General features: G+C 52.8%; 20 protein-coding genes. 7 read left to right on the top strand and 13 right to left on the bottom strand.

Annotated features, from left to right (window positions below):
• Positions 1-33: 33 nt before the first annotated feature.
• The 3 genes from GFB57_RS22395 to prpB form a co-directional block, all read right to left on the bottom strand.
• Positions 34-1,485, bottom strand: coding sequence for a bifunctional 2-methylcitrate dehydratase/aconitate hydratase (locus GFB57_RS22395; RefSeq protein ID WP_003021322.1), 1,452 nt, complete (start codon positions 1,483-1,485; stop codon positions 34-36).
• Between the two features lie 40 nt (positions 1,486-1,525).
• Positions 1,526-2,695, bottom strand: a complete 1,170-nt coding sequence (gene prpC / locus GFB57_RS22400) for a 2-methylcitrate synthase (protein WP_003021319.1) — start codon at positions 2,693-2,695, stop codon at positions 1,526-1,528.
• Between the two features lie 80 nt (positions 2,696-2,775).
• The gene (gene prpB / locus GFB57_RS22405) at positions 2,776-3,657 is read right to left on the bottom strand and encodes a methylisocitrate lyase (protein WP_003021316.1); all 882 of its coding nucleotides are present in this window, start codon (positions 3,655-3,657) and stop codon (positions 2,776-2,778) included.
• 252 nt (positions 3,658-3,909) lie between these two features.
• Here prpB and prpR point away from each other — a divergent pair, with 252 nt between their 5' ends.
• Positions 3,910-5,520 carry a propionate catabolism operon regulatory protein PrpR gene (gene prpR / locus GFB57_RS22410; RefSeq protein ID WP_003021313.1) on the top strand — a complete coding sequence of 537 codons (1,611 nt, stop codon included), beginning with the start codon at positions 3,910-3,912 and terminating at the stop codon, positions 5,518-5,520.
• Between the two features lie 32 nt (positions 5,521-5,552).
• Here the strand turns inward: prpR and yahO are convergent, their stop codons facing one another.
• Positions 5,553-5,828, bottom strand: coding sequence for a DUF1471 family periplasmic protein YahO (gene yahO / locus GFB57_RS22415; RefSeq protein WP_003021310.1), 276 nt, complete (start codon positions 5,826-5,828; stop codon positions 5,553-5,555).
• 266 nt (positions 5,829-6,094) lie between these two features.
• Here yahO and GFB57_RS22420 point away from each other — a divergent pair, with 266 nt between their 5' ends.
• From GFB57_RS22420 to GFB57_RS22430, 3 genes are all read left to right on the top strand, one after another.
• Positions 6,095-6,727, top strand: a complete 633-nt coding sequence (locus GFB57_RS22420; protein WP_003021307.1) for a LysE family transporter — start codon at positions 6,095-6,097, stop codon at positions 6,725-6,727.
• A 79-nt stretch (positions 6,728-6,806) separates the two neighbouring features.
• Positions 6,807-8,195: a diguanylate cyclase gene (locus GFB57_RS22425; RefSeq protein ID WP_003021304.1), complete on the top strand. Its 1,389-nt coding sequence runs from the start codon at positions 6,807-6,809 to the stop codon at positions 8,193-8,195.
• A gap of 219 nt (positions 8,196-8,414) precedes the next feature.
• Positions 8,415-9,512, top strand: a complete 1,098-nt coding sequence (locus GFB57_RS22430) for a 4Fe-4S binding protein (RefSeq protein ID WP_003021301.1) — start codon at positions 8,415-8,417, stop codon at positions 9,510-9,512.
• 73 nt (positions 9,513-9,585) lie between these two features.
• Here GFB57_RS22430 and GFB57_RS22435 read toward each other — a convergent pair whose 3' ends face one another.
• Genes GFB57_RS22435 through GFB57_RS22455 form a run of 5 tightly spaced genes read right to left on the bottom strand, consistent with a single transcriptional unit; the run spans position 9,586 to position 14,331 of the window.
• Positions 9,586-10,479 (bottom strand): MurR/RpiR family transcriptional regulator, encoded by an 894-nt coding sequence (locus GFB57_RS22435; protein WP_003021298.1) that lies wholly within the window; start codon positions 10,477-10,479, stop codon positions 9,586-9,588.
• A gap of 2 nt (positions 10,480-10,481) precedes the next feature.
• The gene (locus GFB57_RS22440) at positions 10,482-11,429 is read right to left on the bottom strand and encodes an ABC transporter substrate-binding protein (protein ID WP_003021295.1); all 948 of its coding nucleotides are present in this window, start codon (positions 11,427-11,429) and stop codon (positions 10,482-10,484) included.
• 15 nt (positions 11,430-11,444) lie between these two features.
• The gene (locus tag GFB57_RS22445) at positions 11,445-12,497 is read right to left on the bottom strand and encodes an iron ABC transporter permease (protein ID WP_003021292.1); all 1,053 of its coding nucleotides are present in this window, start codon (positions 12,495-12,497) and stop codon (positions 11,445-11,447) included.
• Positions 12,494-13,507, bottom strand: coding sequence for an iron ABC transporter permease (locus GFB57_RS22450; RefSeq protein WP_003021289.1), 1,014 nt, complete (start codon positions 13,505-13,507; stop codon positions 12,494-12,496). The genes GFB57_RS22445 and GFB57_RS22450 overlap by 4 nt, the downstream gene beginning before the upstream one ends.
• Positions 13,504-14,331, bottom strand: a complete 828-nt coding sequence (locus GFB57_RS22455; protein ID WP_003021286.1) for an ABC transporter ATP-binding protein — start codon at positions 14,329-14,331, stop codon at positions 13,504-13,506. The genes GFB57_RS22450 and GFB57_RS22455 overlap by 4 nt, the downstream gene beginning before the upstream one ends.
• A gap of 446 nt (positions 14,332-14,777) precedes the next feature.
• Between GFB57_RS22455 and GFB57_RS22460 the strand changes: the two genes are divergently transcribed.
• Positions 14,778-16,940, top strand: a complete 2,163-nt coding sequence (locus GFB57_RS22460; RefSeq protein ID WP_003021283.1) for a TonB-dependent siderophore receptor — start codon at positions 14,778-14,780, stop codon at positions 16,938-16,940.
• Between the two features lie 138 nt (positions 16,941-17,078).
• Positions 17,079-17,627, top strand: a complete 549-nt coding sequence (locus tag GFB57_RS22465) for a hypothetical protein (RefSeq protein WP_008320983.1) — start codon at positions 17,079-17,081, stop codon at positions 17,625-17,627.
• A gap of 99 nt (positions 17,628-17,726) precedes the next feature.
• Here the strand turns inward: GFB57_RS22465 and foxA are convergent, their stop codons facing one another.
• From foxA to GFB57_RS22480, 3 genes are all read right to left on the bottom strand, one after another.
• On the bottom strand, positions 17,727-19,835 hold the full coding sequence (foxA, locus tag GFB57_RS22470) for a ferrioxamine B receptor FoxA (RefSeq protein WP_085952509.1): 2,109 nt from the start codon (positions 19,833-19,835) through the stop codon (positions 17,727-17,729).
• A gap of 121 nt (positions 19,836-19,956) precedes the next feature.
• Positions 19,957-20,940 carry a helix-turn-helix transcriptional regulator gene (locus tag GFB57_RS22475; RefSeq protein WP_290366915.1) on the bottom strand — a complete coding sequence of 328 codons (984 nt, stop codon included), beginning with the start codon at positions 20,938-20,940 and terminating at the stop codon, positions 19,957-19,959.
• A gap of 124 nt (positions 20,941-21,064) precedes the next feature.
• Entirely contained in the window at positions 21,065-21,970 is a 906-nt protein-coding gene (locus GFB57_RS22480; protein WP_003021270.1) for a LysR substrate-binding domain-containing protein, read from the bottom strand.
• A 109-nt stretch (positions 21,971-22,079) separates the two neighbouring features.
• On the opposite strand from GFB57_RS22480, the gene GFB57_RS22485 reads away from it, so the two are divergent.
• The gene (locus GFB57_RS22485; protein ID WP_003021269.1) at positions 22,080-22,709 is read left to right on the top strand and encodes a LysE family translocator; all 630 of its coding nucleotides are present in this window, start codon (positions 22,080-22,082) and stop codon (positions 22,707-22,709) included.
• A 101-nt stretch (positions 22,710-22,810) separates the two neighbouring features.
• On the opposite strand, the gene GFB57_RS22490 is transcribed toward GFB57_RS22485, so the two are convergent.
• Positions 22,811-23,047 (bottom strand): hypothetical protein, encoded by a 237-nt coding sequence (locus GFB57_RS22490; RefSeq protein WP_003021266.1) that lies wholly within the window; start codon positions 23,045-23,047, stop codon positions 22,811-22,813.
• Positions 23,048-23,108 lie beyond the last annotated feature (61 nt).

The raw sequence follows: 23,108 nt of genomic DNA on the forward strand, positions 1-23,108 counted from the left end.
TCCTGTTGAACTTACGCCTTGCTGCACGCTGGTTTAAATAATGAAGAGATCCATATACTCATTGACCGGCATCTGCTCCAGGCGAGTTCTGTCCAGGGAGACATCCAGGATGCGCTGCTGCTGACGGGTCGGGAACTGACGCGCCAGGTTGATTTTGAACTTCTCGACCAGCTTCGGCATGCCGTCAGTACGACGACGCGCATGGCCGATTGGGTATTCCACTACCACTTCTTCAAAGCGTGAGCCGTCGGTGAATTCCAGAGTGATGGCGTTGGCGATGGCGCGTTTTTCAGGGTCGTGGTAATCGGCGGTAAAGGCCGGATCTTCGAAGCAGTTGATCTTCTCGCGCAGTTCGTCAATGCGTTTGTCCTGCGCCACGCCGTCTTCGTAATCTGCCGCCGTTAAGCGCCCGAACAGCAGCGGAATGGCCACCATATACTGGATACAGTGATCCCTGTCCGCCGGGTTATTCAGCGGGCCTTTTTTATCGATGATGCGGATACAGGCTTCGTGCGTACGAATGGTCACTTTTTCGATATCGGCAGCGGTCTTACCTGCGGCCTGTAACCGCTCGTACAGAGTCATGGCCGCTTCTACCGCGGTCTGCGAGTGGAACTCGGCCGGGAAGGAGATTTTAAACAGCACGTTTTCCATCACATAAGAGCCGTACGGGCGCTGGAAGCGGAACGATTCGCCTTTGAAAGAGACGTCGTAAAAGCCCCAGGTTTTCGCCGTCAGCGCAGACGGATACCCCATCTCACCGGTTTTCGCCATCAATGCCAGACGTACCGCGCGCGAGGTCGCATCGCCTGCGGCCCAGGATTTACGCGTGCCGGTATTTGGCGCATGGCGATAAGTACGCAGCGACTGGCCGTCGACCCACGCCAGCGACACGGCGTTGAGAATTTCATCCCGGTTCAGGCCAAGCATCTCAGCTACTACCGCCGTGGAGGCCACTTTTACCAGCAGGACGTGATCGAGACCAACACGGTTAAACGAGTTTTCCAGCGCGATACAGCCCTGAATCTCATGAGCTTTGATCATCCCGGTCAGCACCGTTTTCATGGTCAACGGCGCTTTCCCCACCGCCACCGCATTACGCGACAGCCAGTCAGCCGTGGCCAGAATACCGCCGAGGTTATCAGAAGGATGACCCCACTCAGCGGCAAGCCAGGTATCGTTGAAGTCCAGCCAGCGGATCATCGCACCGATGTTAAACGCCGCCTGCACCGGGTCGAGCTGGAACTGGGTGCCAGGTACGCGCACGCCGTTCGGTACCACTGTACCTGGGACGACCGGCCCCAGCAGTTTTTTACAGGCCGGATATTCCAGCGCTTCGAGGCCGCAGCCTAAGGTATCAAGCAGGCAATAATGCGCAGTGTCATACGCCACCTTCGAGGTGATCTCGTAGTTCATGACGTAATCAACGATATCAACGATTTCACGGTCAAATTCGGGGCGGACGTTCGAAATATGTGCGGACATAGGGTACATTTCCTGTTTTTTATCTTTAGAGGTTTTTGAATTAGCAACGTTTTTCAATCGGGACAAATTCGCGATCTTCCGGGCCGGTATAGTTGGCGGAAGGACGGATAATTTTGTTGTCCTGACGCTGTTCGATAATGTGCGCCGCCCAGCCGGTGACGCGGGCGATGACAAACAGCGGGGTGAACATTTCGGTGGGAACGCCCATCATGTTGTAAGAGACCGCCGAGAACCAGTCGAGGTTGGGGAACATCTTTTTTGTTTCCCACATTACGTCTTCCAGACGGTCAGCGATGTTGTACATTTTCAGCGAACCACCTTCCTGAGAAAGCTGTTTCGCCACGCGCTTGATCACCTGATGGCGCGGATCAGCGATGGTGTAAACCGGATGACCAAAGCCAATCACCACTTCTTTGTTTTCCACGCGTTTACGGATATCCGCTTCGGCTTCGTCCGGCGTTTCGTAGCGCTGTTGGATCTCCAGCGACACTTCATTCGCTCCGCCGTGTTTCGGTCCACGCAGTGCGCCAATCGCGCCGATAATCGCGGAATACATATCGGAACCGGTCCCGGCAATCACGCGGCCGGTAAAGGTGGAGGCGTTAAATTCGTGCTCGGCGTACAGCACCAGCGAAATATGCATCGCTTTTTCCCAGCTTCGCGAAGGCTTTTCGCCATGCAGCAGGTGCAGGAAGTGACCGCCAATGGAATCATCGTCAGTTTCCGGCTGAATACGCTCGCCGTTATGGCTGTAGTGATACCAGTACAAAAGGATTGAACTGAGCGATGCCAGTAGCTTGTCGGCAATATCGCGCGCGCCGGAGACGGTATGACCTTCTTTTTCCGGCAGCGTACAGCCCAGCGCGGAGACGCCGGTGCGCATCACATCCATCGGATGCGAGGCGGCAGGCAAAGCTTCCAGCACGGTGCGTACGTTAGCGGGCAGTCCGCGCAGCGCTTTGAGTTTGCTTTTATAGGCGGAGAGTTCATCGCGGGTGGGTAATTTCCCGTGGATCAGCAGATGCGCGACTTCTTCAAATTCGCACTGCTGCGCCAGGTCGAGAATATCGTAGCCGCGATAGTGCAGGTCGTTACCGCTTTTGCCTACGGTACACAGCGCGGTATTTCCGGCGGCAACGCCTGACAGCGCAACCGATTTTTTAGGTTTAATGACATGGGTACTATTTTGCAGGATCGTTGTGTCGCTCATGTTGTCCTCGTCATTTTTATAATATGTAGGGTACAAATTTATTGCCGGATGGCGGCTGTGCCTTATCCGGCCTACGACGGTTACTTTTTGCTATACAACGCGTCGAGTTTCTCTTCGAACTGATAGTAATTGATGCTTTCGTACAGCTCGTTACGCGTCTGCATAATGTCGATCACGCTCTTTTGCGTTCCTTCCTGACGCAGCACGTTGTAAACCTTTTCCGCAGCGCGGTTCATAGCGCGGAAAGCCGACAGCGGATACAGCGCCATCGCGACGTTTGCACTGCGCAGTTCATCGGTGGTGAACAGCGGCGTAGCGCCAAATTCGGTAATGTTGGCAAGGATCGGCACCTGCACCGCGTCGGCAAACTGGCGGTACATCGCAAGCTCGGTGATGGCTTCCGGAAACAGCATGTCCGCGCCTGCTTCGACGTACGCCTGGGCACGATCGATGGCTGCCTCTAACCCTTCCACCGCCAGCGCATCGGTCCGCGCCATGATGACAAAGTTGGGATCGGTACGTGCATCCACCGCGGCGCGGATCCTGTCGACCATCTCTTCTTTAGAGACGATCGCTTTGTTCGGGCGATGGCCGCAGCGCTTAGCGCCGATCTGATCTTCAATATGCAGCGCTGCAGCACCCGCTTTGGAAATCGACTTCACGGTACGCGCCACGTTGAAGGCTGACGATCCAAACCCGATATCCGCATCCACCAGCAAGGGCAGCGGGCAAACATCCGTAATGCGACGAATATCAGTCAGCACATCATCAAGGGTTGAAATACCAAGATCCGGCAGCCCCAGTGACCCCGCAGCGACGCCGCCGCCGGAGAGATAAATCGCCTGATACCCGGCACGTTGGGCCAGCAGAGCGTGATTGGCGTTGATGGTGCCCACGATTTGTAATGGATTTTCTTTGCTGAGCGCGGCGCGAAACGCCAGCCCTGGGGAGTGTAGAGACATATCCCGTCCTCTTGTTATCAACTTGTTAGCATTCATTGATTTACTTAAAGCAAGGGGTATGCCAAAGACCTTAATTTTTAATTAATTTATACATTTCCCTTAAAAAACAATATTTTAATATAAATTACTGTATCTTTGATGCACAAAAGCGTGTCAGCTATCGTTTCATGAAACGTTCCTTCACGTTTCATTGCAACATTTATGAAACACAACTAAACCCTAATACTCAGTTCCTTACTTTTTGGGTTGGTTATGGCTGATACGCATCTTCCACCGCGGGTGAACGACGACAAACCGGTTATCTGGACGGTTTCGGTCACGCGTCTGTTCGAACTGTTTCGCGACATCAGCCTGGAGTTCGACCACCTGGCGACCATCACCCCCATTCAGCTTGGTTTCGAAAAAGCGGTGGCGTATATCCGCAAGAAGCTGGCCACCGAGCGTTGTGATGCCATTATTGCGGCTGGCTCCAACGGGGCGTATCTGAAAAGCCGTTTATCGATCCCGGTGATCCTGATTAAACCCAGCGGATTTGACGTGCTACAGGCGCTGGCAAAAGCAGGAAAGCTCACCTCGTCGATTGGCGTCATTACCTATCAGGAAGCCATTCCTGCGCTTCTCGCCTTTCAAAAAACCTTTAATTTGCAGCTTGAACAGCGCAGCTATATCACCGAGGAAGATGCCCGCGGGCAAATCAACGAGCTGAAGGCCGGCGGCACGCAGGCGGTAGTTGGTGCGGGATTGATTACCGATCTGGCAGAAGAAGCAGGTATGACCGGCATCTTTATCTATTCGGCGGCCACCGTGCGCCAGGCATTTGTCGATGCGCTTGATATGACCCGCCTGACGCTGCGTAGAAACGGTCAGTATGCTTCTGGCGATACGTTGCGCACCCGCTACGCGCTCGGTGATATGCGCGGTCACTCTGCGCAGATGGAACAGGTGCGACACACCATTATGCTCTACGCCCGCTCGCGTGCGCCGGTGCTAATTCAGGGTGAAACCGGTACGGGCAAAGAGTTGGCGGCACAGGCCATTCACCGTGAGTTTTTCACTCGTCAGGAGAATCGGCGCGGTAAACCCTCGCCGCCGTTTGTTGCCGTCAACTGCGGAGCAATCACCGAATCATTGCTGGAAGCGGAGCTGTTCGGCTATGAAGATGGCGCCTTTACCGGCTCTCGTCGGGGAGGACGCGCGGGCCTGTTTGAAATTGCTCATGGCGGAACCCTTTTTCTTGATGAGATAGGCGAGATGCCGCTGCCGTTACAAACCCGGCTGCTGCGCGTACTGGAAGAAAAAGAGGTCACCCGAGTCGGTGGGCATCAGCCTATTCCGGTCGATGTCCGGGTGATTAGCGCCACACACTGTAATCTGGAGCAGGAGATGAAACAGGGGGAGTTTCGTACCGATCTGTTTTATCGCCTGAGCATTTTACGCCTCAAGCTGCCGCCGCTACGCGAGCGGTTGCCCGATATCCTGCCGCTGGCGGAAGGTTTTTTAAAACAGTCGCTGGCAGAACTGGATGTGCCGTTTTCTGAGCCAGTACGCAAGGGGCTGAGTTTAAGTCAGCCGACGTTACTGAATTATGGCTGGCCGGGGAATATCCGCGAACTGCGTAATATGATGGAGCGCCTGGCGCTATTTTTAAGCGTCGAGCCGCAGCCGGAGCTGAATGTGGATTTTTTACAACAGCTATTACCAGAACTGGCCATTGTTGCAGACTCACCACAATCATCATCATTGCTGACGCCGCAGCAGGTGTTGGCACAATTCAATGGTGATAAAACCGCGGCGGCACGCTATCTCGGAATTAGCAGAACCACGTTCTGGCGCCGATTAAAAGAAAACCCGCCGGTACAATGACCGACGGGAATCGTGATTTTTACAGCAGCGTATTATTTTTTCTTGTAGATATTGGCTGTGCCATGGATTTTATTATCCGTTTGACCGGAAGTTAATACCACAACATCGGCACCTTTCTCTTCGGCTTTCTTCAGCAGTTCTTCTTTGGCATCTGCGACAGAAACTTCATTACTCGTTGAGATATCACCTATTTTTGTGTACTGCGACTCAACCTTTTCAAACTCAAGCTTTGTCATAAACTCCGCGGCATATGCGTTGGTCACGACAAAAGCTAACGCACCAATAAGTACTTTAATTCCAGTTTTCATATAAAAACTCCAGATTTTGTTATATATGCCATCATCGCCCCCTGAACATTCGACATGCGAGTCAAGGATGATTAATAAGTAGTTCAGGCTGACAAAAAGATCCAGAGTAGGCGGAAATATAAAGAGATTTTGCGAATCGTTAATTACGCAAAACGCAGTGGCGCTGCGTTTTCAACGCGCAGTGTGAGTGAATACGCAGAATGATAGACACACTAAAATTATAGTGTTAACTGTCACTCAAGCGCCTACTAATGGAAATGTTGTCTATGGAACCTTTGCACGCCGTTGCACTCACCGTCAGCCTGTTTGTTTTAACCTTTTTTAACCCCGGCGCAAATCTGTTCGTAGTGGTACAAACTAGCCTGGCATCCGGACGACGCGCAGGTGTGATGACCGGTCTGGGGGTCGCCTTAGGTGATGCGTTTTACTCCGGCCTTGGGCTTTTTGGTATGGCAACGCTAATCACCCAGTGTGAAGAGATATTTTCATTGATTAAGATTGTCGGCGGCGCCTATCTGCTGTGGTTTGCCTGGAACAGCATCCGCCATCAGGCCACGCCGCAAATGCCCACGCTACAGCAGCCGATTTCCGCCCCCTGGTATGTATTTTTCCGCCGAGGATTACTAACGGATTTATCGAACCCGCAAACCGTACTGTTTTTTATTAGTATCTTCTCGGTCACCTTAAGCGCAGACACACCTACGTGGGCCAGGCTGATGGCCTGGGCAGGTATTGTATTGTCTTCCGTTATCTGGCGTATTTTTCTCAGCCAGGCATTTTCGTTACCCGCTGTACGCCGTGCATATGGCCGCATCCAACGCGTTGCCAGCCGAGTCATTGGCGCAATAATAGGTGTCTTCGCGCTCAGGCTTATTTATGAGGGTATTAGCCATCGATAAGAGAGTTTAACTTGACCATCGTGAGGTAATTGTCCGTAATACTGCCAGAATTTTTAATCGCACGTTGAGTGGCAGCGAGATGGAACAGATTGAACCGGAAAACGACACATTACTCCTTACAGAATGGCAGGCACTGATACGACAAACATCGCCTGACGTTCACACGCTCCTCACATCGTTAAGCGATGAAGAGATCCACCATTTAGTGACCGTTTTTTATGACTATATGCTCTCCCATGCCCAAAGTGCATTGTTCCTCAATACGGAACAGGTCAGTACCCGCCTCAGCGGCAGTATGTTTGACTGGTTACGCAGCGTGCTCGGCAGCGCGCACGAAGATCTCTCACAGTTGCTGGCCAAACAACGCAAAATTGGCGTAGTGCATGCCCGTATCGGTCTGCCCATCGATCTGGTGAACCGCGGTGCGCGTAAGCTCAAAGATGAGCTGTATCGGGTGTTGAAAACCAAAGCTGACGACTCGTCTTCCCTGCTGAGCAGGGCTATCTGTTTTAGCAGTCTGGCAATGGATACTGCACTGGAGGCCATGACCGTCTCCTATTCCCCAAGCTACCAAAACTCCCTGCATACACAGGAACAGTATCGTCTGCAGACTATTTACGATGACGTTAACGTCGAGCGCGAACGGCAAATCCGTTCGTTTACCGACTGGGAAAACCAGTTTATCTATAACATTGCCACCGGAATGCCTTTCGGTGAAATGGTGTTTCTTGCGAACTCTGATTTTGGTATGTGGTTCTCACATAAGGGAAAACATATTCTTGGCAACAGCAATTTGCTCAAAGAAATGGAATCACTGATTGCAGAGATCGACACCCGTCTGACGACAACCCTGTCACCTCAGCATCAGCCGACAGAACCCGAGCGGATGAGCTTATTACAGGATGTTCGCCAGCTGTCGGCAAAAATCCATTTCCTGCTCGCTTCAATGTTTGAGGCGCTGGTTAAGCAGGAAAATGGTAAAGATTCGTTGACCCAGTTGCTTAATCGCCGCTTTATTCCGACCATCATGCGACGTGAAATCTCGCTAGCGTTACATGCGCGTAAGCCTTTTAGCCTGGCGATGCTGGATATCGACTACTTCAAGCAAATTAACGATAACTTCGGGCATAATACCGGCGATCTGACGCTCAAAAATGTCGCAGCGGTCATTCATGATCATATCCGTAGCAGCGATTACGTGTTCCGCTACGGTGGTGAAGAATTTATGATTCTGCTCGTCGAGTCAGATGAATCGCAGGCCAGTATTATTCTGGAAACGCTGCGCATGAAAATTGCAGGGATGCGCATGGCAGCCTCTGCGACAGAAACGTTTTCTATTACCGTCAGTATCGGTATTGCCGAATATGATTATCATCCCGACTACAAACAGCTGGTTGATAAAGCCGATCGCGCACTTTATCTGGCAAAAAGTAATGGTCGCGACCGCGTTGAGATTTATCAGGAATAACCATTGCCTTGCAGAGAAATAAATACCCCGTTCAGGGTATTTATCTGGCTTGCGATAAATATCGAGCTGTTATTTTTATTCAAGTATATTTGCATGATGAAAATAACAGCCACGTAATAAGATGCAAATCAAATACACCAAATCTAAATGGCGCTAGCATATCCCGGTGATAACGCCTTCTGAATGCAGAAGGGGAAATATGAGGGATAGTATAAAATCATGAATGGGAAGAAGAGAACGCGCTGGCAGCGCCGTCCTGGCACGATCGGAGGCAAACTGCCGTGGAATGACTGGCGCAATGCCAGCAGCTGGCGAAAAGCCACCCAGTTTCTCCTGCTGACTATTAATATTTATATTGGCGTAACGTTCTATTACTGGGTCCGCTATTTCGAAACCGCCGGCACCAGCGTCTATATTCCAAGGCCTGGTGGTATTGAGGGATGGCTACCGATCGCGGGTTTGATGAATATCCGCTATACGCTGGAAACTGGTTTTCTTCCTCCCATCCATGCCGCCTCCATGCTACTGTTAGTTGCGTTTATCCTGATTAGTCTGTTGTTAAAAAAAGCCTTCTGTTCGTGGTTATGTCCGGTGGGCACACTGTCCGAACTGCTCGGCAATCTGGGGAAAAAAGTCTTTGGTCGCAACTTCACGCTGCCGCGCTGGCTGGATATCCCGCTGCTCAGTCTGAAGTATCTGTTGCTGAGTTTCTTTTTATATATTGCCCTGTCGATGCCTGCACAGGGGATTCAGTATTTTCTAATGTCGGCCTATGGCATGATTATCGACGTGAAGATGCTCGATTTCTTTCGCCATATTGGCCCCGCTACGCTCATCTTTGTTGTCGTTATCAACGTCCTGAGCCTGTTTATTCGCAATGCCTGGTGCCGCTATCTGTGCCCTTATGGCGCGCTGCTCGGCCTGTTCTCGCTATTCTCGCCGTTTAAAATCCGCCGTAACGCAGACAGTTGCATCGACTGCGGAAAATGCGCGAAAAACTGCCCGTCGAATATCCCGGTCGACAGACTGATTAAGGTGCGTACCGTGGAATGCACTGGCTGCATGACCTGCGTTGAATCCTGCCCGGTAGCCTCAACGCTGAGCTTTTCACTGCAGACTCCGCCTGGCGCACAAGGCAACGGTGGTAAATCGTTATGGCGTCAGAGGACGATGTCAGGTGTTGCCATGGCGCTACTGGTGCTTGGTATTCTGTTTGCCGCCGTAGGTTATGCGGTGTACGCCAACGTCTGGCAGACGCCGGTGCCGGATCATATGTATTTCCAGTTGATCCCGAAGGCCAGAATGATCGGCCATTAATGGTTTGAACTGTCTTCATTTATGCCGGGTGGCGACAACACCCTACCCGGCCTACACAGCGGATATCACCGGTTTATTTCTTCGCCCCGGATTTACCAATGCCCCGATACAGTTCGTTAATCCGCTTCACGGATTTAATTGATCGCTGCGGCGCAGTGGAAGCGACAGACAGCACAATCATTTCCAGACACACCAGCACCGTACCGTGGAGCGGCATTTTCCCATTCTCGCCGCCGCGAGGCACGTTAATCACCACATCCGCTTCTTTACTAAAACGGGAGTCCAGCGCGTTCGTCAGTAAAATAACCGGGACCCCCAACCGCCTGGCCTCGCGAATGGTCGTCAGCCCTTCCCGGTGCGGAGATTTCTGCGCCATCATGATCAGCACATCTCCACGCTGCAATGCAATCAGTTGCTCCGCGAGGTTAATCCCGGTGCGATTAAATGCTACCGCAGGCAGGCCAATACGGCTGAGCAGACGAACGGTATAATCCGCCAATACGCCGGATGCGCCAATACCAAAAATTCCCACCTGACGGGCTTCTACCAGTAATGCCACCGCCTGGGCAATTGCATAGCGGTTTTGCGGTGTAGAAAGCGCTTCACAGGTACGCTGATGCCCCTGCAAGACAAAATCAATACTGGAATTAACATCGCAAGAGAGCGTATTCACCGTGGTGGTCATCTTCTCTTCTGAGGTCACGCCAGGGCCAAACCAGTGTTCAATGGTCTGCTTTAAATCGCGCAACCCGGCAAACCCCAGCGCCTGAATTGCCCTGACCACCGTCGCGTCAGATGTTTGCGTGGCGGCAGCGATTTCTATCGCTGTAAACTCCAGCACCACTTCGCGGTTTTCGTTGATATAACGCGCCACGGCCTGCATACGTGGCGAGAGTAAATGCGCCCGGGCGCGAAAACGGTCACCATAGACATCAATACGGTTTTTGGCTTTTTTCGCCGTCAGCATGGTTATTTAGCCTCCGGTAGCCATCGTCCGGCGATGTGCGTTTGCACCTGCGCCACCATCAGACTGAGCGAGGCATAGGAATTAGATATCGCCTCTTCACGGGAGAGTAAAACGTAATGTCCGCGCTGGCAGGCGGTCAGGAACTCACACCAGCCAGGCATCACCGCATCCATCGCCGCGATTTCATCCTGCGGTTTACCGCCGGTATCGCCACGCCAGGTCGCGAAGACAAAATCGGCATCCAGTTCAGGCAGACGTTCCGCACTGACATCAATGCGCCCACCCGGCGGAATACTGTCGATAATCTTCGGGAAAGTGAAACCAGCATCGCGTAAAACTCGCCCCAGGGAATGATAGGTGTGCAACGCATTGATTTTGCCCTGATTGGCCTGTATTACCGCCACAGAGATGTGCTGCGTATCGACCGTCCGCTTGAGCTGGGCTATTTCTTCACGGTAGCGCCGTTCCAGCAATGCCAGCCGGTTCTGCGTACCGGTAAGCTGCGCCAGCTTGCGGTAGATTTCCGGCGCACCGCCATCAAGATGATCGATGCTGACCGTCGGCGCTATTTTTTCCAGTTGCTCAATCGGCGTGTTACGGCTGGGTTCGGTGATAATTAAATCCGGTTTTGCCGCCACAATGGCTTCAATATCAATGTCTGCCGTACCGATATACGTCATGTTCGAATTATCAAAATCCACGCCGGTCAGCAGCACGCCGGAGCGTAAAAAATGGCTGCCATCCGGGCGCGTTCGGCCATGACTGGCCACCGGAGGCACGCCAAGTTCGATCAGCGGAATAGTGATGTCGAGATCGTGCAATGACACAATACGCTGCGGATGCAGCGGCACGTTCACCACTCGCCCGAGATCGTCAGTAAATGACTGAACAGGCTCCGCCGCCTGGACGGTGCAGCCGACCAGCAGCAGCAATGAAAAGATTAAACGCATATACCCTCTTAACAATTACAAACGATCCCGGCGACGCCAGAGCAACAGCAAAAAGAACGGTCCACCGACCAGGGCAATGACGATCCCGGCGGGGATTTGCAGTGGTGCAAACGCCAGACGACCCACGGTATCGGTGACCAGCACCAGCAACGCACCGATCAACGCACTTCCCCACAGCAGCGCTGTTTGTCCGCCACGCAGCCAGAATCGTGCCATGTGTGGCGCCATCAACCCGACAAAACCGAGGCTGCCCACGCAGGCAACACTGGCGGCGGTGAGTACAACCGGCGCGAGAAAACGCAACAACGCCAGTCGGGGTAAATGGACTCCTAGCCCCGTTGCCGTCGCATTGCCAAGTAGCGCCACATCCGAAGCGCGCGCCGTGGCAAATAAGATGATGGCCGCAGGCAACGTCCAGACCAGTGCCACCAGCAGCAGTGGCCAGGTGGCGGCATGAAGGCTCCCCGCCAGCCAGACCAGTGCAGTCTGTACGTCACGGACATCGGCGGTGGTCATAAATACGCCCATTCCCGCGGCAAAGAACCACGACACGCCAATGCCTATCAACACAAAGCGAGGCCGGGAGAAATCACGGGCCAGCAGCATCACCAGTGTGGCGACCAGTGCGCCGCCGGCCATTCCCACCAGGGGCCGCCAAACCAGACTTGCTGACGGGAAAAGCAGCACCAGGGCCAGTACCACCACGCAACTCCCTTCTTTGACACCGATGAGCCCGGGATCGGCCAACCCGTTGCGGGTGATAGATTGCATCGCCGCCCCTGCCAATCCGAGCATCGCCCCGCACAGAAGCGCCATCAGCAGTCGAGGCAGTCGTACATCCCAAACGACATACTGTTGCTGAGCCGTCAACGCCTGAGGGTCAAACACCGCCCGTCCGATAGCGGAAGCCGGAACCGGGAGCGACCCCTGCATCACGCCAAACAGCAGTAATGCGATTGCCAGCACCGTCAGGCTGAGGCTGTACAGCACGGTTTTGGGACGAATGACACGAGAAAATCCACCCACCCGCCATGCACGAAGCCCTGCACGTTGCAGCATATCGTTCATTTCAAAAACCTCGACGCAATGAAAATAAACGCCGGTGCGCCCACCAGGGCGGTCATGATCCCTGTAGCCAGCTCCTGCGGAGCCAGCACCGTGCGGGCGGCAATATCCGCCAGCAGCAGCAGCGCCGCGCCCAGCAATGCCGACGTCGGTAGCATCTGACGAATATCTTTTGTTACCAGACGGCGGGTAACGTTAGGCACTAACAGGCCGATAAATCCCAGCGGCCCCACGACAGAAACTGCCGCACCGCACAACAGCGCAATGGCGATCATCGCCAGCAAGCGTATGCGCAGAATGTTCACCCCTAACCCACAGGCCATACGGTCGCCGAGAGCCAGAATATTCAGGCCCGGCGCGATAGCGATCGCCAGCACCATACCGGCAAGCGACGGGGGAACGGCACTTTTGACACTTTCCCAACGCAGACCCGCGAGATCACCCACCAGCCAGGTGCGCATTGCCAACAGGGTTTGTTCATCCAGAATCAGGATGGCCGCAGTAAGCGATGACACCATAGCCGACAGCGCCACGCCGCACAGCGTGACCTTCAGCGGCGTTAAGCCACCGCGCCCGGCAGATGCAAGCGCCATCACCAACGAAAAGAGTGCCGCAGCACCGCCTGCCGCCAGCAATGGCTGGCTTACCCCCGTCACGCCAAGCGCGGTGCACAACACAACGACAAACGCCGCACCGGCATTCAGCCCCAGAATATGCGGTTCTCCCAGCGGATTACGAATCAACGCCTGCAACAGAACCCCCGCAACACCTAACGCCGCGCCGACCAGCATCGCCGCCGTCATGCGCAGTAGACGTAAGGAGACAATAATCCGGTGGTCGAAATTTTTCGCGTCAAAGTGGAACAGCGCCTGCACGACGGTCTGCGGGCTGATAGTGCGTGCGCCCACACCCAGATGCACCACTGCCAGAACACACAACAGCAGCGTTAACACGGGGAACGCCAGCATAATCCGGCCACGGCGACGAGCCAGTGTGCTTGCCATGACCGTCATTGCTCTTGCCCGCCCGGCGCGCGGAACGGCATAAAGAACGGTTTGCCGGTGAGAGGATTCACCGACATCTGCACGTCGACGTCAAACACGTGCTTAATCAACTCGGGCGTGCAGTTTTCGCCATCATGCACGACGCCCTGCAACGTCCCCTGTTTGAGGAACACCAGCATGTCCCCGTAATTCACGGCAAAATTCAGGTCATGCAGGACCACAACCACAGTACGGCCATGATGGCGAGTCAGTGAATGCAACAGTTCGAGGATCTCCACCTGATAGCGCAGATCGAGAAACGTAGTCGGCTCATCCAACAAGATGACCGGCGTTTGCTGTGCCAGCGCCATCGCAATCCAGCAGCGCTGACGTTGCCCACCGGAAAGGCTCTCTACCGGCAAATGCGCAAAATCAGCAGTTCCGGTTAACTGGAGTGCCTGCTCCACGGCGCGTTCGTCATCGTCCGTCCATTGCGAAAGCATGTTCTGCCAGGGAAAACGCCCACGCGATACCAGTTCGAAAACGGTAAGTCCTTCGGGCACCAATGGGGATTGCGGCAGGATGCCGAGCTGGCGTGAAACCGCTTTGGTAGGCTGTTGATAAATGGCTTTGCCATCCAGCAATACGCTGCCGCCGTGCGGTTTCAACATACGGGCGATAGTGCTTAACAACGTTGATTTACCCGAGCCGTTCGCCCCCACCAGTACCGTCATTTTGCCTTGCGGAATAGTGAGACAGATATCGTGGACAATGGTGTTATGGCGATAACCCGCAGAAAGCTGTTGTAGTTCAATGCCCGTTCTGTGGGCGGTATTTTCCACATGCTGTGGCATGTTCACTCCTGCGCCGCCGCATGGCAAAGCCTGCATGCGTAACTCTCTAAATAAAAATAAAACTCATTCTCTTTGTGATCTTGCTGGCTTGCACTGTAGTAGTCAAGCAATTACACCCTGTAGTTACATCACCTGTCGCCAACAACTAAAGCACAAATAAAAAACGCTAAAAAATCAATAAAAACCATTCTTTTTCAATACATTGAAAATTAAATACCCTTAAAAAAACGACGGTTAAATTGCGTCAAATCGCTTGTAGTTTCTTTTTCATTTTTACGTTTACTACTACAAACACCCATGATTGAATGATTCTCAATTACACGTCTGACGCCAGTAACGCTGGCTTACAGATGGATAAATGCAGGGCTGGCAAGCCGGGCAATGAATTGAATCAACTTGTTTCCCTGCCCATTTTTGGCAGGGTCTTTTGCGGAATAAATAAAATAATGGCTGAGTTAACGACTTACTTTTCGGGGATGAAAGGGCGGGCATTGTGCTCTGCTCTCTTTCTGGGCATGACAACAACACCTGCGGTATTTGCAGCGGAGAAAGAGACGACTCCGCCTAAAGGAGAAGATACCATCACCGTTCGGGCAGATGCATCGTCTGCCGATCAGGCCGTAACATCGGGTTATCAACCGCTGAGTTCGTCCACCGCGACGCTGACATCCATGCCATTGTTGGATATCCCACAAGTGGTGAACACTGTCAGCGATAAAGTTCTGGAAGATCAGCATGTCACGACGCTGGACGAAGCGCTGTATAACGTTAGTAACGTCGTGCAAACCAACACATTAGGTGGCACACAGGATGCGTTTGTCCGCCGTGGCTTCGGCGCAAACCGTGACGGCTCGGTGATGACCAATGGTCTGAAAACCGTGTTGCCGCGCAGCTTTAACGCCGCCACCTCACGCGTGGAGGTGCTGAAAGGCCCGGCCTCAACCCTGTATGGGATTCTCGATCCCGGCGGCCTGATTAATGTCGTCACCAAACGTCCGGAAACGCAGTTTGGCGGGTCGATTTCAGTAACCTCCAGCAGCTTTGGCGGCGGCACAGGGCAGTTTGACGTGACCGGGCCGATTGAAGGCACTCAGTTAGCCTATCGCCTGATTGGCGAATATCAGCATGAGGATTACTGGCGTAACTTCGGCACCTATCAGAGCAGCTTCATCTCCCCGTCCCTTACCTGGTTTGGCGACAAGGCCACCGTCAACGTGCTCTATTCACATCGCGACTATAAAGCCCCGTTCGATCGCGGCACCATTTTCGATCTCAACACCAAACACGCGGTGAATGTGGATCGCAAAACCCGTTTTGATGAGCCGTTTAATATCACCGATGGCGAATCGGATCTGGCGCAGCTGAATGCCGAATACCGTTTCAACAGCGAATGGACAGCGAAATTCGACTACAGCTTTAGTCAGGATAAATACAGCGATAATCAGGCTCGCGTGATGGCTTATGATTCTGCAAGCGGAAATCTGACCCGCCGTGTTGATGCCACTCAAGGTTCCACCCAGCGCATGCACGCCACACGTGCCGATTTACAGGGCAACGTCGATATCGCTGGCTTTTATAACGAGATCCTCACCGGCATCTCTTATGAGAACTACGATCTGCTACGCACCGACATGATCCGCTGCAAGAACGTAAAAGGGTTCAATATTTATAATCCTGTCTACGGTACGTTGGGTAAATGTACTAACGTTTCTGCCGCTGATAGCGATCAGACTATTCAACAAGAGAGCTATTCTGCGTATGTGCAGGACGCGCTGTACCTGACCGATAAATGGATCGCCGTCGCCGGGATGCGTTATCAGTACTACACCGAATACGCTGGCAAAGGCCGTCCGTTCAACGTCAACACCGACAGTACCGACCAACAGTGGGTGCCCAAATTCGGTATGGTGTACAAACTGACGCCGTCGGTATCGCTGTTCGGTAACGTGTCGCGATCCTTCATGCCGCAATATTCTATCGCCAGTTATATTGGCGAATTGCCACCTGAAACCTCAACGGCTTATGAAGTGGGGGCAAAATTCGATATCTTTGACGGTATCACCGCCAATATTGCCCTGTTTGATATTGATAAACGCAATGTGCTGTACAACGAAATGATCAATGGCGAAACTGTGGCGAAAACTGCGGGTCGCGTGCGTTCACAAGGTGTGGAAGTGGATGTCGCCGGTTCGTTGACCACCAACACCAATATCATCGCCAGTTACGGTTATACCGCCGCGAAAGTGACGGAAGATCCTGATTACAAAGGTAAGTCGCTGCCTAATGTACCGAAGCATACCGGCTCATTATTCCTCACCTACGATATTCAGAATGCCTTTATGGGCAATATCCTGACGATTGGCGGTGGGGGTCATGGGGTGAGCCGCCGTTCCGCAACCAATGGCGCAGACTATTATCTGCCGGGCTATTTTGTCGCCGATGCCTTTGCCGCTTATAAAATGAAGCTGCAGTATCCGGTCACATTGCAGCTCAATGTGAAAAACCTGTTTGATAAGACCTATTACACTTCATCCATTGCCACCAATAATCTGGGTAATCAGATTGGCGACCCACGAGAAGTGCAGTTCACGGTGAAAATGGAATTCTGATCCTCTTCATCCATTAACCCTGCCAATTCTGGCAGGGTTTCCCGTCTGTCCTGCCATTTTAAGACAATTGAACTTGTGCCATCGTGCTCTCGTTTATACAACCTTAAATATCATCCGTAATAATTTTTCTATTTTGTTATGGGCGACTGGGATCAAAATAATGAACGGGATAACATCATGACTAAAATAAAACTGGCACTGCTATTACCTCTGTTTCTGGCAGGTTGTACGATGAGTGACGGGGAATTAAGAAACGCTTACGCTCAGCATTATCAGCAACCTACCGCCTATGTAGATGCTTATAAACAGAAAATAGCCAGTATGGATATTCATGCGCTGGCCCAATACGCCGCCGCAGAAGATAAGAAAAAAATGCGTGGGCAGCCAAGACTGAAAATCGACGAATTTATTACCATTGAGAACGTACAGGCGAAAGGAAATCGGGTGGTCTACGATTACTCACTGTCCGAAAACTGGCTGGCGCTTTCCGCAGATAAACAGCGCGAGAAGCAGACCAATATGAATAAAGACCTGATCTACCGTACCTGCTCGCTGGAAACGGTACGTCTGGCGCAGGCAAAAGGGCTGGAAGAAGAGCATAACTATTACAGTCAGTACCCAGACAAAGTCGCCTTTACTCTGAGAACCAGCGCGCAGATTTGTATGCAAAACGGTTTTACACAATAACCGCAATCCACTATGCCTGATGCGCTGCGCTCATCAGGCATACAATTTGCACGCTGCACCAGGCCGGATAAGGCGCCAGCGCTGCATCCGGCTAAAACATCAGAATTTCCAGGACACACTGCCGACAATGCTGCGCTCGGCGCCGAAGTAGCAGTATGAGAGCGAGTTACAGGCCGCAACGTAGCGCTTGTCGGTCAGGTTGTTAACGTTCAGCTGCGCGCTCAACCCATTAATACCGATATTCGTTAAGTCGTAACCAATCACCATATCCACCAGTGTGTATGACGGCAGGGTGTGAGTGTTCAGGCGATCGCTGGTAATACCGTTAACGTAGCGCACGCCTGAACCCAACGTCAGACCGTCCAGCGGACCACTTTTTACATCGTAGCTCAGCCAGGCACTGGCCTGGTTACGCGGGGCGTACACTGCGCGCTTGCCCTGCTCTTCCGGGCTACTTTTCTTATAGCGAATGTCGGTATAGGTATACGCCGCCTGCAAACGGAAGCTATCCGTCAGTTGGCTAATTGCCTCCAGCTCCACCCCTTCAGATTCAATTTCCCCAATCGAGCGGTATGGATCGGTCGGCTCTTCTTTAGTGGCTATATTCGTCTGATTGATACGGAACACCGACGCGCTGAACTGACTGTTAAGTCCTTCCGGCTCATATTTCAGCCCGGCTTCCCACTGCTTGCCTTTCATCGGGTCCAGCAGATTACCGTTCTCATCGGCAAAACTGGTGGGCGTAAAGGCAGTGGAGTAACTCACGTACGGCGCAAAGCCGTTATCGAACAAATAGAGCAACGCGGCGCGGGTGCTGAAGTTGTTTTTATCCAGATCGCTGCGAGTATCCTTGATCTTATCAATGTTAGAAACGCTGACCTGATCGTAGCGACCACCGAGCGTAATACGCCAGCGATCCCATGACATCTGATCCTGCAAATAGTAACCCGTCTGTCGCAGCTTGTGTTTCTCACGCGCATACATGTCGATGTAATCAGGCTTCGCGCCGTACACCGGATTAAAGGCGTCAATCGGGGGGAAAGCGCCGTAGTAACCGGTAGTATTGTTGCTGCGATCCTGATAGTCGATCCCCACCAGCAAACGGTGGTTTACCTGCCAGGTATCAAAGCTGCCGTCGAGCTGGTTATCCAGCGTAATCGCCGACATTTTTTCATCGGAGCCGGAGTAGCCGCGATTAAGCTCGGTTTCATTCAACCAGCCCGCCGCATACACCTGGTTCAGCTCAACGTCGGTATGCAGATAGCGCAGCTTTTGCCGCACCGACCAACCGCTATCAAACATATGCTCAATGTTGTAGCCCACCATGTTTTCACGGCGATCGTATTTGTCATAATCATCCTCGCCTTCGTAAAAGGTATTGGAGATCTTTTGCCCGTAATGCGGAACCACGGTGCCGTCATACGGCAGACCGGAGTGGCTTCCGCCTTCCGGGTCACGGTGCAGATAGGCCATCAGATCCAGACGCGTCTGGTCGGTGATACGCCAGGTCAGGCTGGGCATCAGCGCGTAACGTTCTTCCTTCAATGGACCAAACTGCGAGTCTGCGTAACGCGTCATCCCGCTCAATCGCGCCGCCACTCGATCGTTATCATCCAGCGCCCCGGTGACGTCAAACGCCGCGCCGCGCTGGTTATTGTTGCCGGCAAACAGCTTCACTTCACCGCCCGCATCAAACGACGGCTTGCGTGAGGTCAGCGCCACAATACCGCCCGGGGAGGAACGGCCATACAGTACGGAAGCCGGGCCACGTACGACTTCGATATCTTCGAGGAACCACGGATCAACCACCAGCGAGCTGTGTGAGTTGGTGTCGCCCATCATCTTCAGACCATCGAGATAGACGTTATCCAGGCTCCCGTCAGAAAAGCCACGCAGCACGATGTAGTCGAAGCGGTTGGAGGCGCCAATCTGATTGCTGTACACCCCCGGCGTATAGCTGACAGCCTGGCGCACGCTGGTTGCGCCTTGCTCTTCAAACTGTTCACGGGTAACGATCGATACCGACTGCGGCGTTTCAATATCCGGCGTGGCAAGCTTCGTGGCCCCGCTCTGCATCTGCGAGGTGACAACCACCGTATCGTTTTTTGTTGTTTCCTGCGCCAGCAGAGGAAAAGCCACGCTGCCGGTCACCCATCCCACCAGCAGCGCCAAGCGAGTCTTCGCGAACATGAATATCTCCAAAGGCATGTCTAATTGTAAGTGAGAATTATTACCTTTTTGCTGACGGAGATAGCTATGCCGGATGCCAGGTTGCCTATGCGCAGTGCCAAATTGTCAGGAAATCACGTGCGTAAAACGCAAATATGGATTAGCAAGGTTTGAGCAACTCGCCGGGCGAAAAGCCGTAACGGCGACGAAAAGCGGTAGAAAAGTTGGTGGCGTGCTGATAACCCGACATCCAGGCCGCCTGCTGTACGCTATATCCTTCCAGTAGATAGCCGCGCGCATGTTCCAGACGGCAATCGCGCAGGTAGTCGAATACCGAACAGCCATAGGCTGCACGGAACTTACTGCGCAGGCTGCTGGGGCTCATCGCCGCGCGTTGGGCCAGTTCATTAAGGGTGTAGTCATTTTCGGGACTCTCCTCCAGCAGTCGGCGAACGACCTCCAGCCGCTGCTGCTCACCGCTCGTCGCAAGACGTTTACCGCTCTCGACCTGACACATGCTGAGACCATGACCGAACAGTTGTAATATCAGCCCTTCCAGCATCAGCTGACGAGAAACATGGCTAATCGTACTCTGCTGCGCGTACTGCAGTCCGCTGAGTAAAAACCCCGGTACCTGCCAGATAAGCGTCGGCGTCTGGCACCTTTCCCACTCGCGCATCAACGATTCAAGCAACCCCGTGCGATACGCGCCGTCGGGATATAAACCGAGCGATAATGTCCGGAGTTTACAATCAGCATGATGACGGGCACGCATCGTCTGGTGCTCACTCAGGCGTGAGCTAAACGCCATGCCGGAGCGCACCACATGCTCCTGTCCGTTAAGCGTCAGGATCACGCAGCCTTCCAGAACCACCAGCATATACAGAGGACTGTCGTGGCGAGAGGTGGTTTCGTAGGGTTGCAATACCTGTACGTCGGAGTGCGTCACGCACATCCCGCAGGGGAGAGTCATCTCCTCAATTTCACCTTGCAGAACAGGGCTGCCAGACGGCAAATCCGGTCTTTGTACCAACAGGGGAAAGCGGTAATCGATCCCGTAGCGCTCACCAAAATCCATAAACTCGCTTACGGAGAAAGTGCGAGCGACGCGTCCGGAGGCATTCAGGGCGGTGGTGTTGTTCATGCTGTCTTCTGCACAGGAAATGGAATTAGCGGTTTATAACTGAAGCAACATTACCATTACCTGCACAATACGACAATAATAATGAGAACCATTATCAGTATGGGTAGTCAGCAAAATAAACCGCTTAATCCAGCCAGTTTAGATCTGCCGAGGAGGCACACGGCGCAGCCTCTTTTAACCAGCGATACAGCAGCTCAATATTTCTGAGCCGTGTTGAAGCCTTTGGCCAGACAAGGTAATACCCCTCGCCAGTCGCCACAGCATCTTTAAACGGTAACGCCAACATCCCTGCCTGAATGGCCGCCAGGCTTAGCAGCAGGTCGGCAACAGACACGCCATGACCACTCATCGCGGCAAGACTACCCTGCTCCAGGGTGTCGAACACTTTGCCTCGCGCAAGATTCAACGCCGGAAACTTCCCAGTGCGTTGCAGCCACCGACGCCAGTCTCGGCGATCCGCTGAGGGATGAATCAGTTCACAGGCAGAAAGATCGCGCTGCGCCTGCACCAGCAGTGCGGGTGAACACACTGGGATAAGCCACTCCTGAAACAGCAACCGGCTGTCGGTATCGTCACCAAAATGGCCATTCCCTAACAGGATCGCACAGTCATACGGTTCACGACTGAAGGATACCGAATCGGTATCCATCCAGACGCTGGAAATTTCGATCACCGGAGTCGGATGCGCTTCACGGAAAAGACGCAGCACATCCAGAAGCCAGCGCATTGTCAACGTAGACGGCGCTTTCAGCCGTAGCTCATGACTACTGCTGCGAAAGGCTTGACACGCGTGTTCCAGACTCTGAAACCCAGCCGTCAACTGCTGCGCTAACCCTTGGCCAGAAGGTGTTATCTCGATACGCGGGCCGCTGCGGATAAATAGCTCACAGCCAAACCATGCCTCCAGCGTGCGAATATGACGGCTTACCGCGCCCGGCGTCACGTTAAGTTGAATAGCGGCTTTGCTGAACGATCCCAGACGGGCTGCGGCTTCAAAAGCCCTCAGGGCATACAACGGAGGTAGCGTCATCGTGAGTTTCTATGTTGAGTTTTACTCACAGTAGAGCGCAGTTTTATTCGTTTTTCAATGCGTTACGTAAACGGAATACTGGTGGAAAATATCATCAGGATAATCAGGTATGAATTTCACTTTACTGGCTGCCTATAGCCTCAGCGTAGTAACCCTGTTGTTAACGCCGGGTCCTGTCGTGGCGCTGATTACCACCACCGCGGCGCAGCACGGCTATCGCCGGGCTTTTCTCACGCTGATTGGCACTAACGGCGCTTCTTTAGTACTGATTGCTCTGGCTGCACTGATGCTAGCTGGCGTGGTTTCAATCTCTGCGATATGGCTTGGCGTACTGGGTCTTGTGGGATCGTTGTATATCGGAGTGATGGCGATTAACGGCCTGCGGGCCAGGGCCTCAAACCCCGGACTGGGTGCACGAAAACGCGATAACAGCGGGCTTATCCACGGATTTCTGACCGGGGTCGCCAACCCAAAAGACATTTTGTTTTTCGTAGCGTTTTTCCCCCAGTTCATTGCCATTACGCAAGATTTCACCACCAGCATTCTGACGCTAACGCTGGTGTGGGTTATTTTTGATGTGACGGTGCTGTCTTTTTACATCGTGGTTTTCAAACGCTGGATACCAGCGCGCTTTGCCAGATGCAGCGGTTTTATCTCCTCTCTTTTTCTGCTCGCGGTGGCGGTGTTTGGCATTATTTATAATGTACACGCACTACAAATGCTCTCACCCGTGATGTGATCCTCAACAAATTGTTCAGCCAGACATCTCATCTTGCACCGGGAAGGACAAAATAAGAACAAATCGACATTAATATTATTAATGGATTAATAAGCCCGGATTCAGAAAATATAGACGATAACATTTTCATGGCGTTCAACTGGCACCCTCACCCATGATAACGCATCAACGGCGATAGGTGCCATGTCATTTTCTAAACGAAGTAGAGGTGTATTGTCATCTGGCACAACTGTGCTTTCACCGATCTCAAGAATGCCCCGAAAAGAAATGGACATATTGTCTGACGTATCCGACAACCTTATCCATTCGGTTGTAATCACTAACTTTCGAGTAAACATTCGCTATCCTTTGCGCGTGGTATATATCCGATACTTTCACAAGTAGATCACTACTCTTTGA

Origin of the sequence: Citrobacter sp. S39, from assembly GCF_009495675.1 — a bacterium.
GTDB lineage: Bacteria > Pseudomonadota > Gammaproteobacteria > Enterobacterales > Enterobacteriaceae > Citrobacter > Citrobacter freundii.

Bases quoted from the DNA above. Each gene is read 5' to 3' on its own strand.
- GFB57_RS22395 (WP_003021322.1), bottom strand. From the start codon at position 1,485: ATGTCCGCACATATTTCGAACGTCCGCCCCGAATTTGACCGTGAAATC.
- prpC (WP_003021319.1), bottom strand. From the start codon at position 2,695: ATGAGCGACACAACGATCCTGCAAAATAGTACCCATGTCATTAAACCT.
- prpB (WP_003021316.1), bottom strand. From the start codon at position 3,657: ATGTCTCTACACTCCCCAGGGCTGGCGTTTCGCGCCGCGCTCAGCAAA.
- prpR (WP_003021313.1), top strand. From the start codon at position 3,910: ATGGCTGATACGCATCTTCCACCGCGGGTGAACGACGACAAACCGGTT.
- yahO (WP_003021310.1), bottom strand. From the start codon at position 5,828: ATGAAAACTGGAATTAAAGTACTTATTGGTGCGTTAGCTTTTGTCGTG.
- GFB57_RS22420 (WP_003021307.1), top strand. From the start codon at position 6,095: ATGGAACCTTTGCACGCCGTTGCACTCACCGTCAGCCTGTTTGTTTTA.
- GFB57_RS22425 (WP_003021304.1), top strand. From the start codon at position 6,807: ATGGAACAGATTGAACCGGAAAACGACACATTACTCCTTACAGAATGG.
- GFB57_RS22430 (WP_003021301.1), top strand. From the start codon at position 8,415: ATGAATGGGAAGAAGAGAACGCGCTGGCAGCGCCGTCCTGGCACGATC.
- GFB57_RS22435 (WP_003021298.1), bottom strand. From the start codon at position 10,479: ATGCTGACGGCGAAAAAAGCCAAAAACCGTATTGATGTCTATGGTGAC.
- GFB57_RS22440 (WP_003021295.1), bottom strand. From the start codon at position 11,429: ATGCGTTTAATCTTTTCATTGCTGCTGCTGGTCGGCTGCACCGTCCAG.
- GFB57_RS22445 (WP_003021292.1), bottom strand. From the start codon at position 12,497: ATGAACGATATGCTGCAACGTGCAGGGCTTCGTGCATGGCGGGTGGGT.
- GFB57_RS22450 (WP_003021289.1), bottom strand. From the start codon at position 13,507: ATGACGGTCATGGCAAGCACACTGGCTCGTCGCCGTGGCCGGATTATG.
- GFB57_RS22455 (WP_003021286.1), bottom strand. From the start codon at position 14,331: ATGCCACAGCATGTGGAAAATACCGCCCACAGAACGGGCATTGAACTA.
- GFB57_RS22460 (WP_003021283.1), top strand. From the start codon at position 14,778: ATGGCTGAGTTAACGACTTACTTTTCGGGGATGAAAGGGCGGGCATTG.
- GFB57_RS22465 (WP_008320983.1), top strand. From the start codon at position 17,079: ATGGGCGACTGGGATCAAAATAATGAACGGGATAACATCATGACTAAA.
- foxA (WP_085952509.1), bottom strand. From the start codon at position 19,835: ATGCCTTTGGAGATATTCATGTTCGCGAAGACTCGCTTGGCGCTGCTG.
- GFB57_RS22475 (WP_290366915.1), bottom strand. From the start codon at position 20,940: ATGAACAACACCACCGCCCTGAATGCCTCCGGACGCGTCGCTCGCACT.
- GFB57_RS22480 (WP_003021270.1), bottom strand. From the start codon at position 21,970: ATGACGCTACCTCCGTTGTATGCCCTGAGGGCTTTTGAAGCCGCAGCC.
- GFB57_RS22485 (WP_003021269.1), top strand. From the start codon at position 22,080: ATGAATTTCACTTTACTGGCTGCCTATAGCCTCAGCGTAGTAACCCTG.
- GFB57_RS22490 (WP_003021266.1), bottom strand. From the start codon at position 23,047: ATGTTTACTCGAAAGTTAGTGATTACAACCGAATGGATAAGGTTGTCG.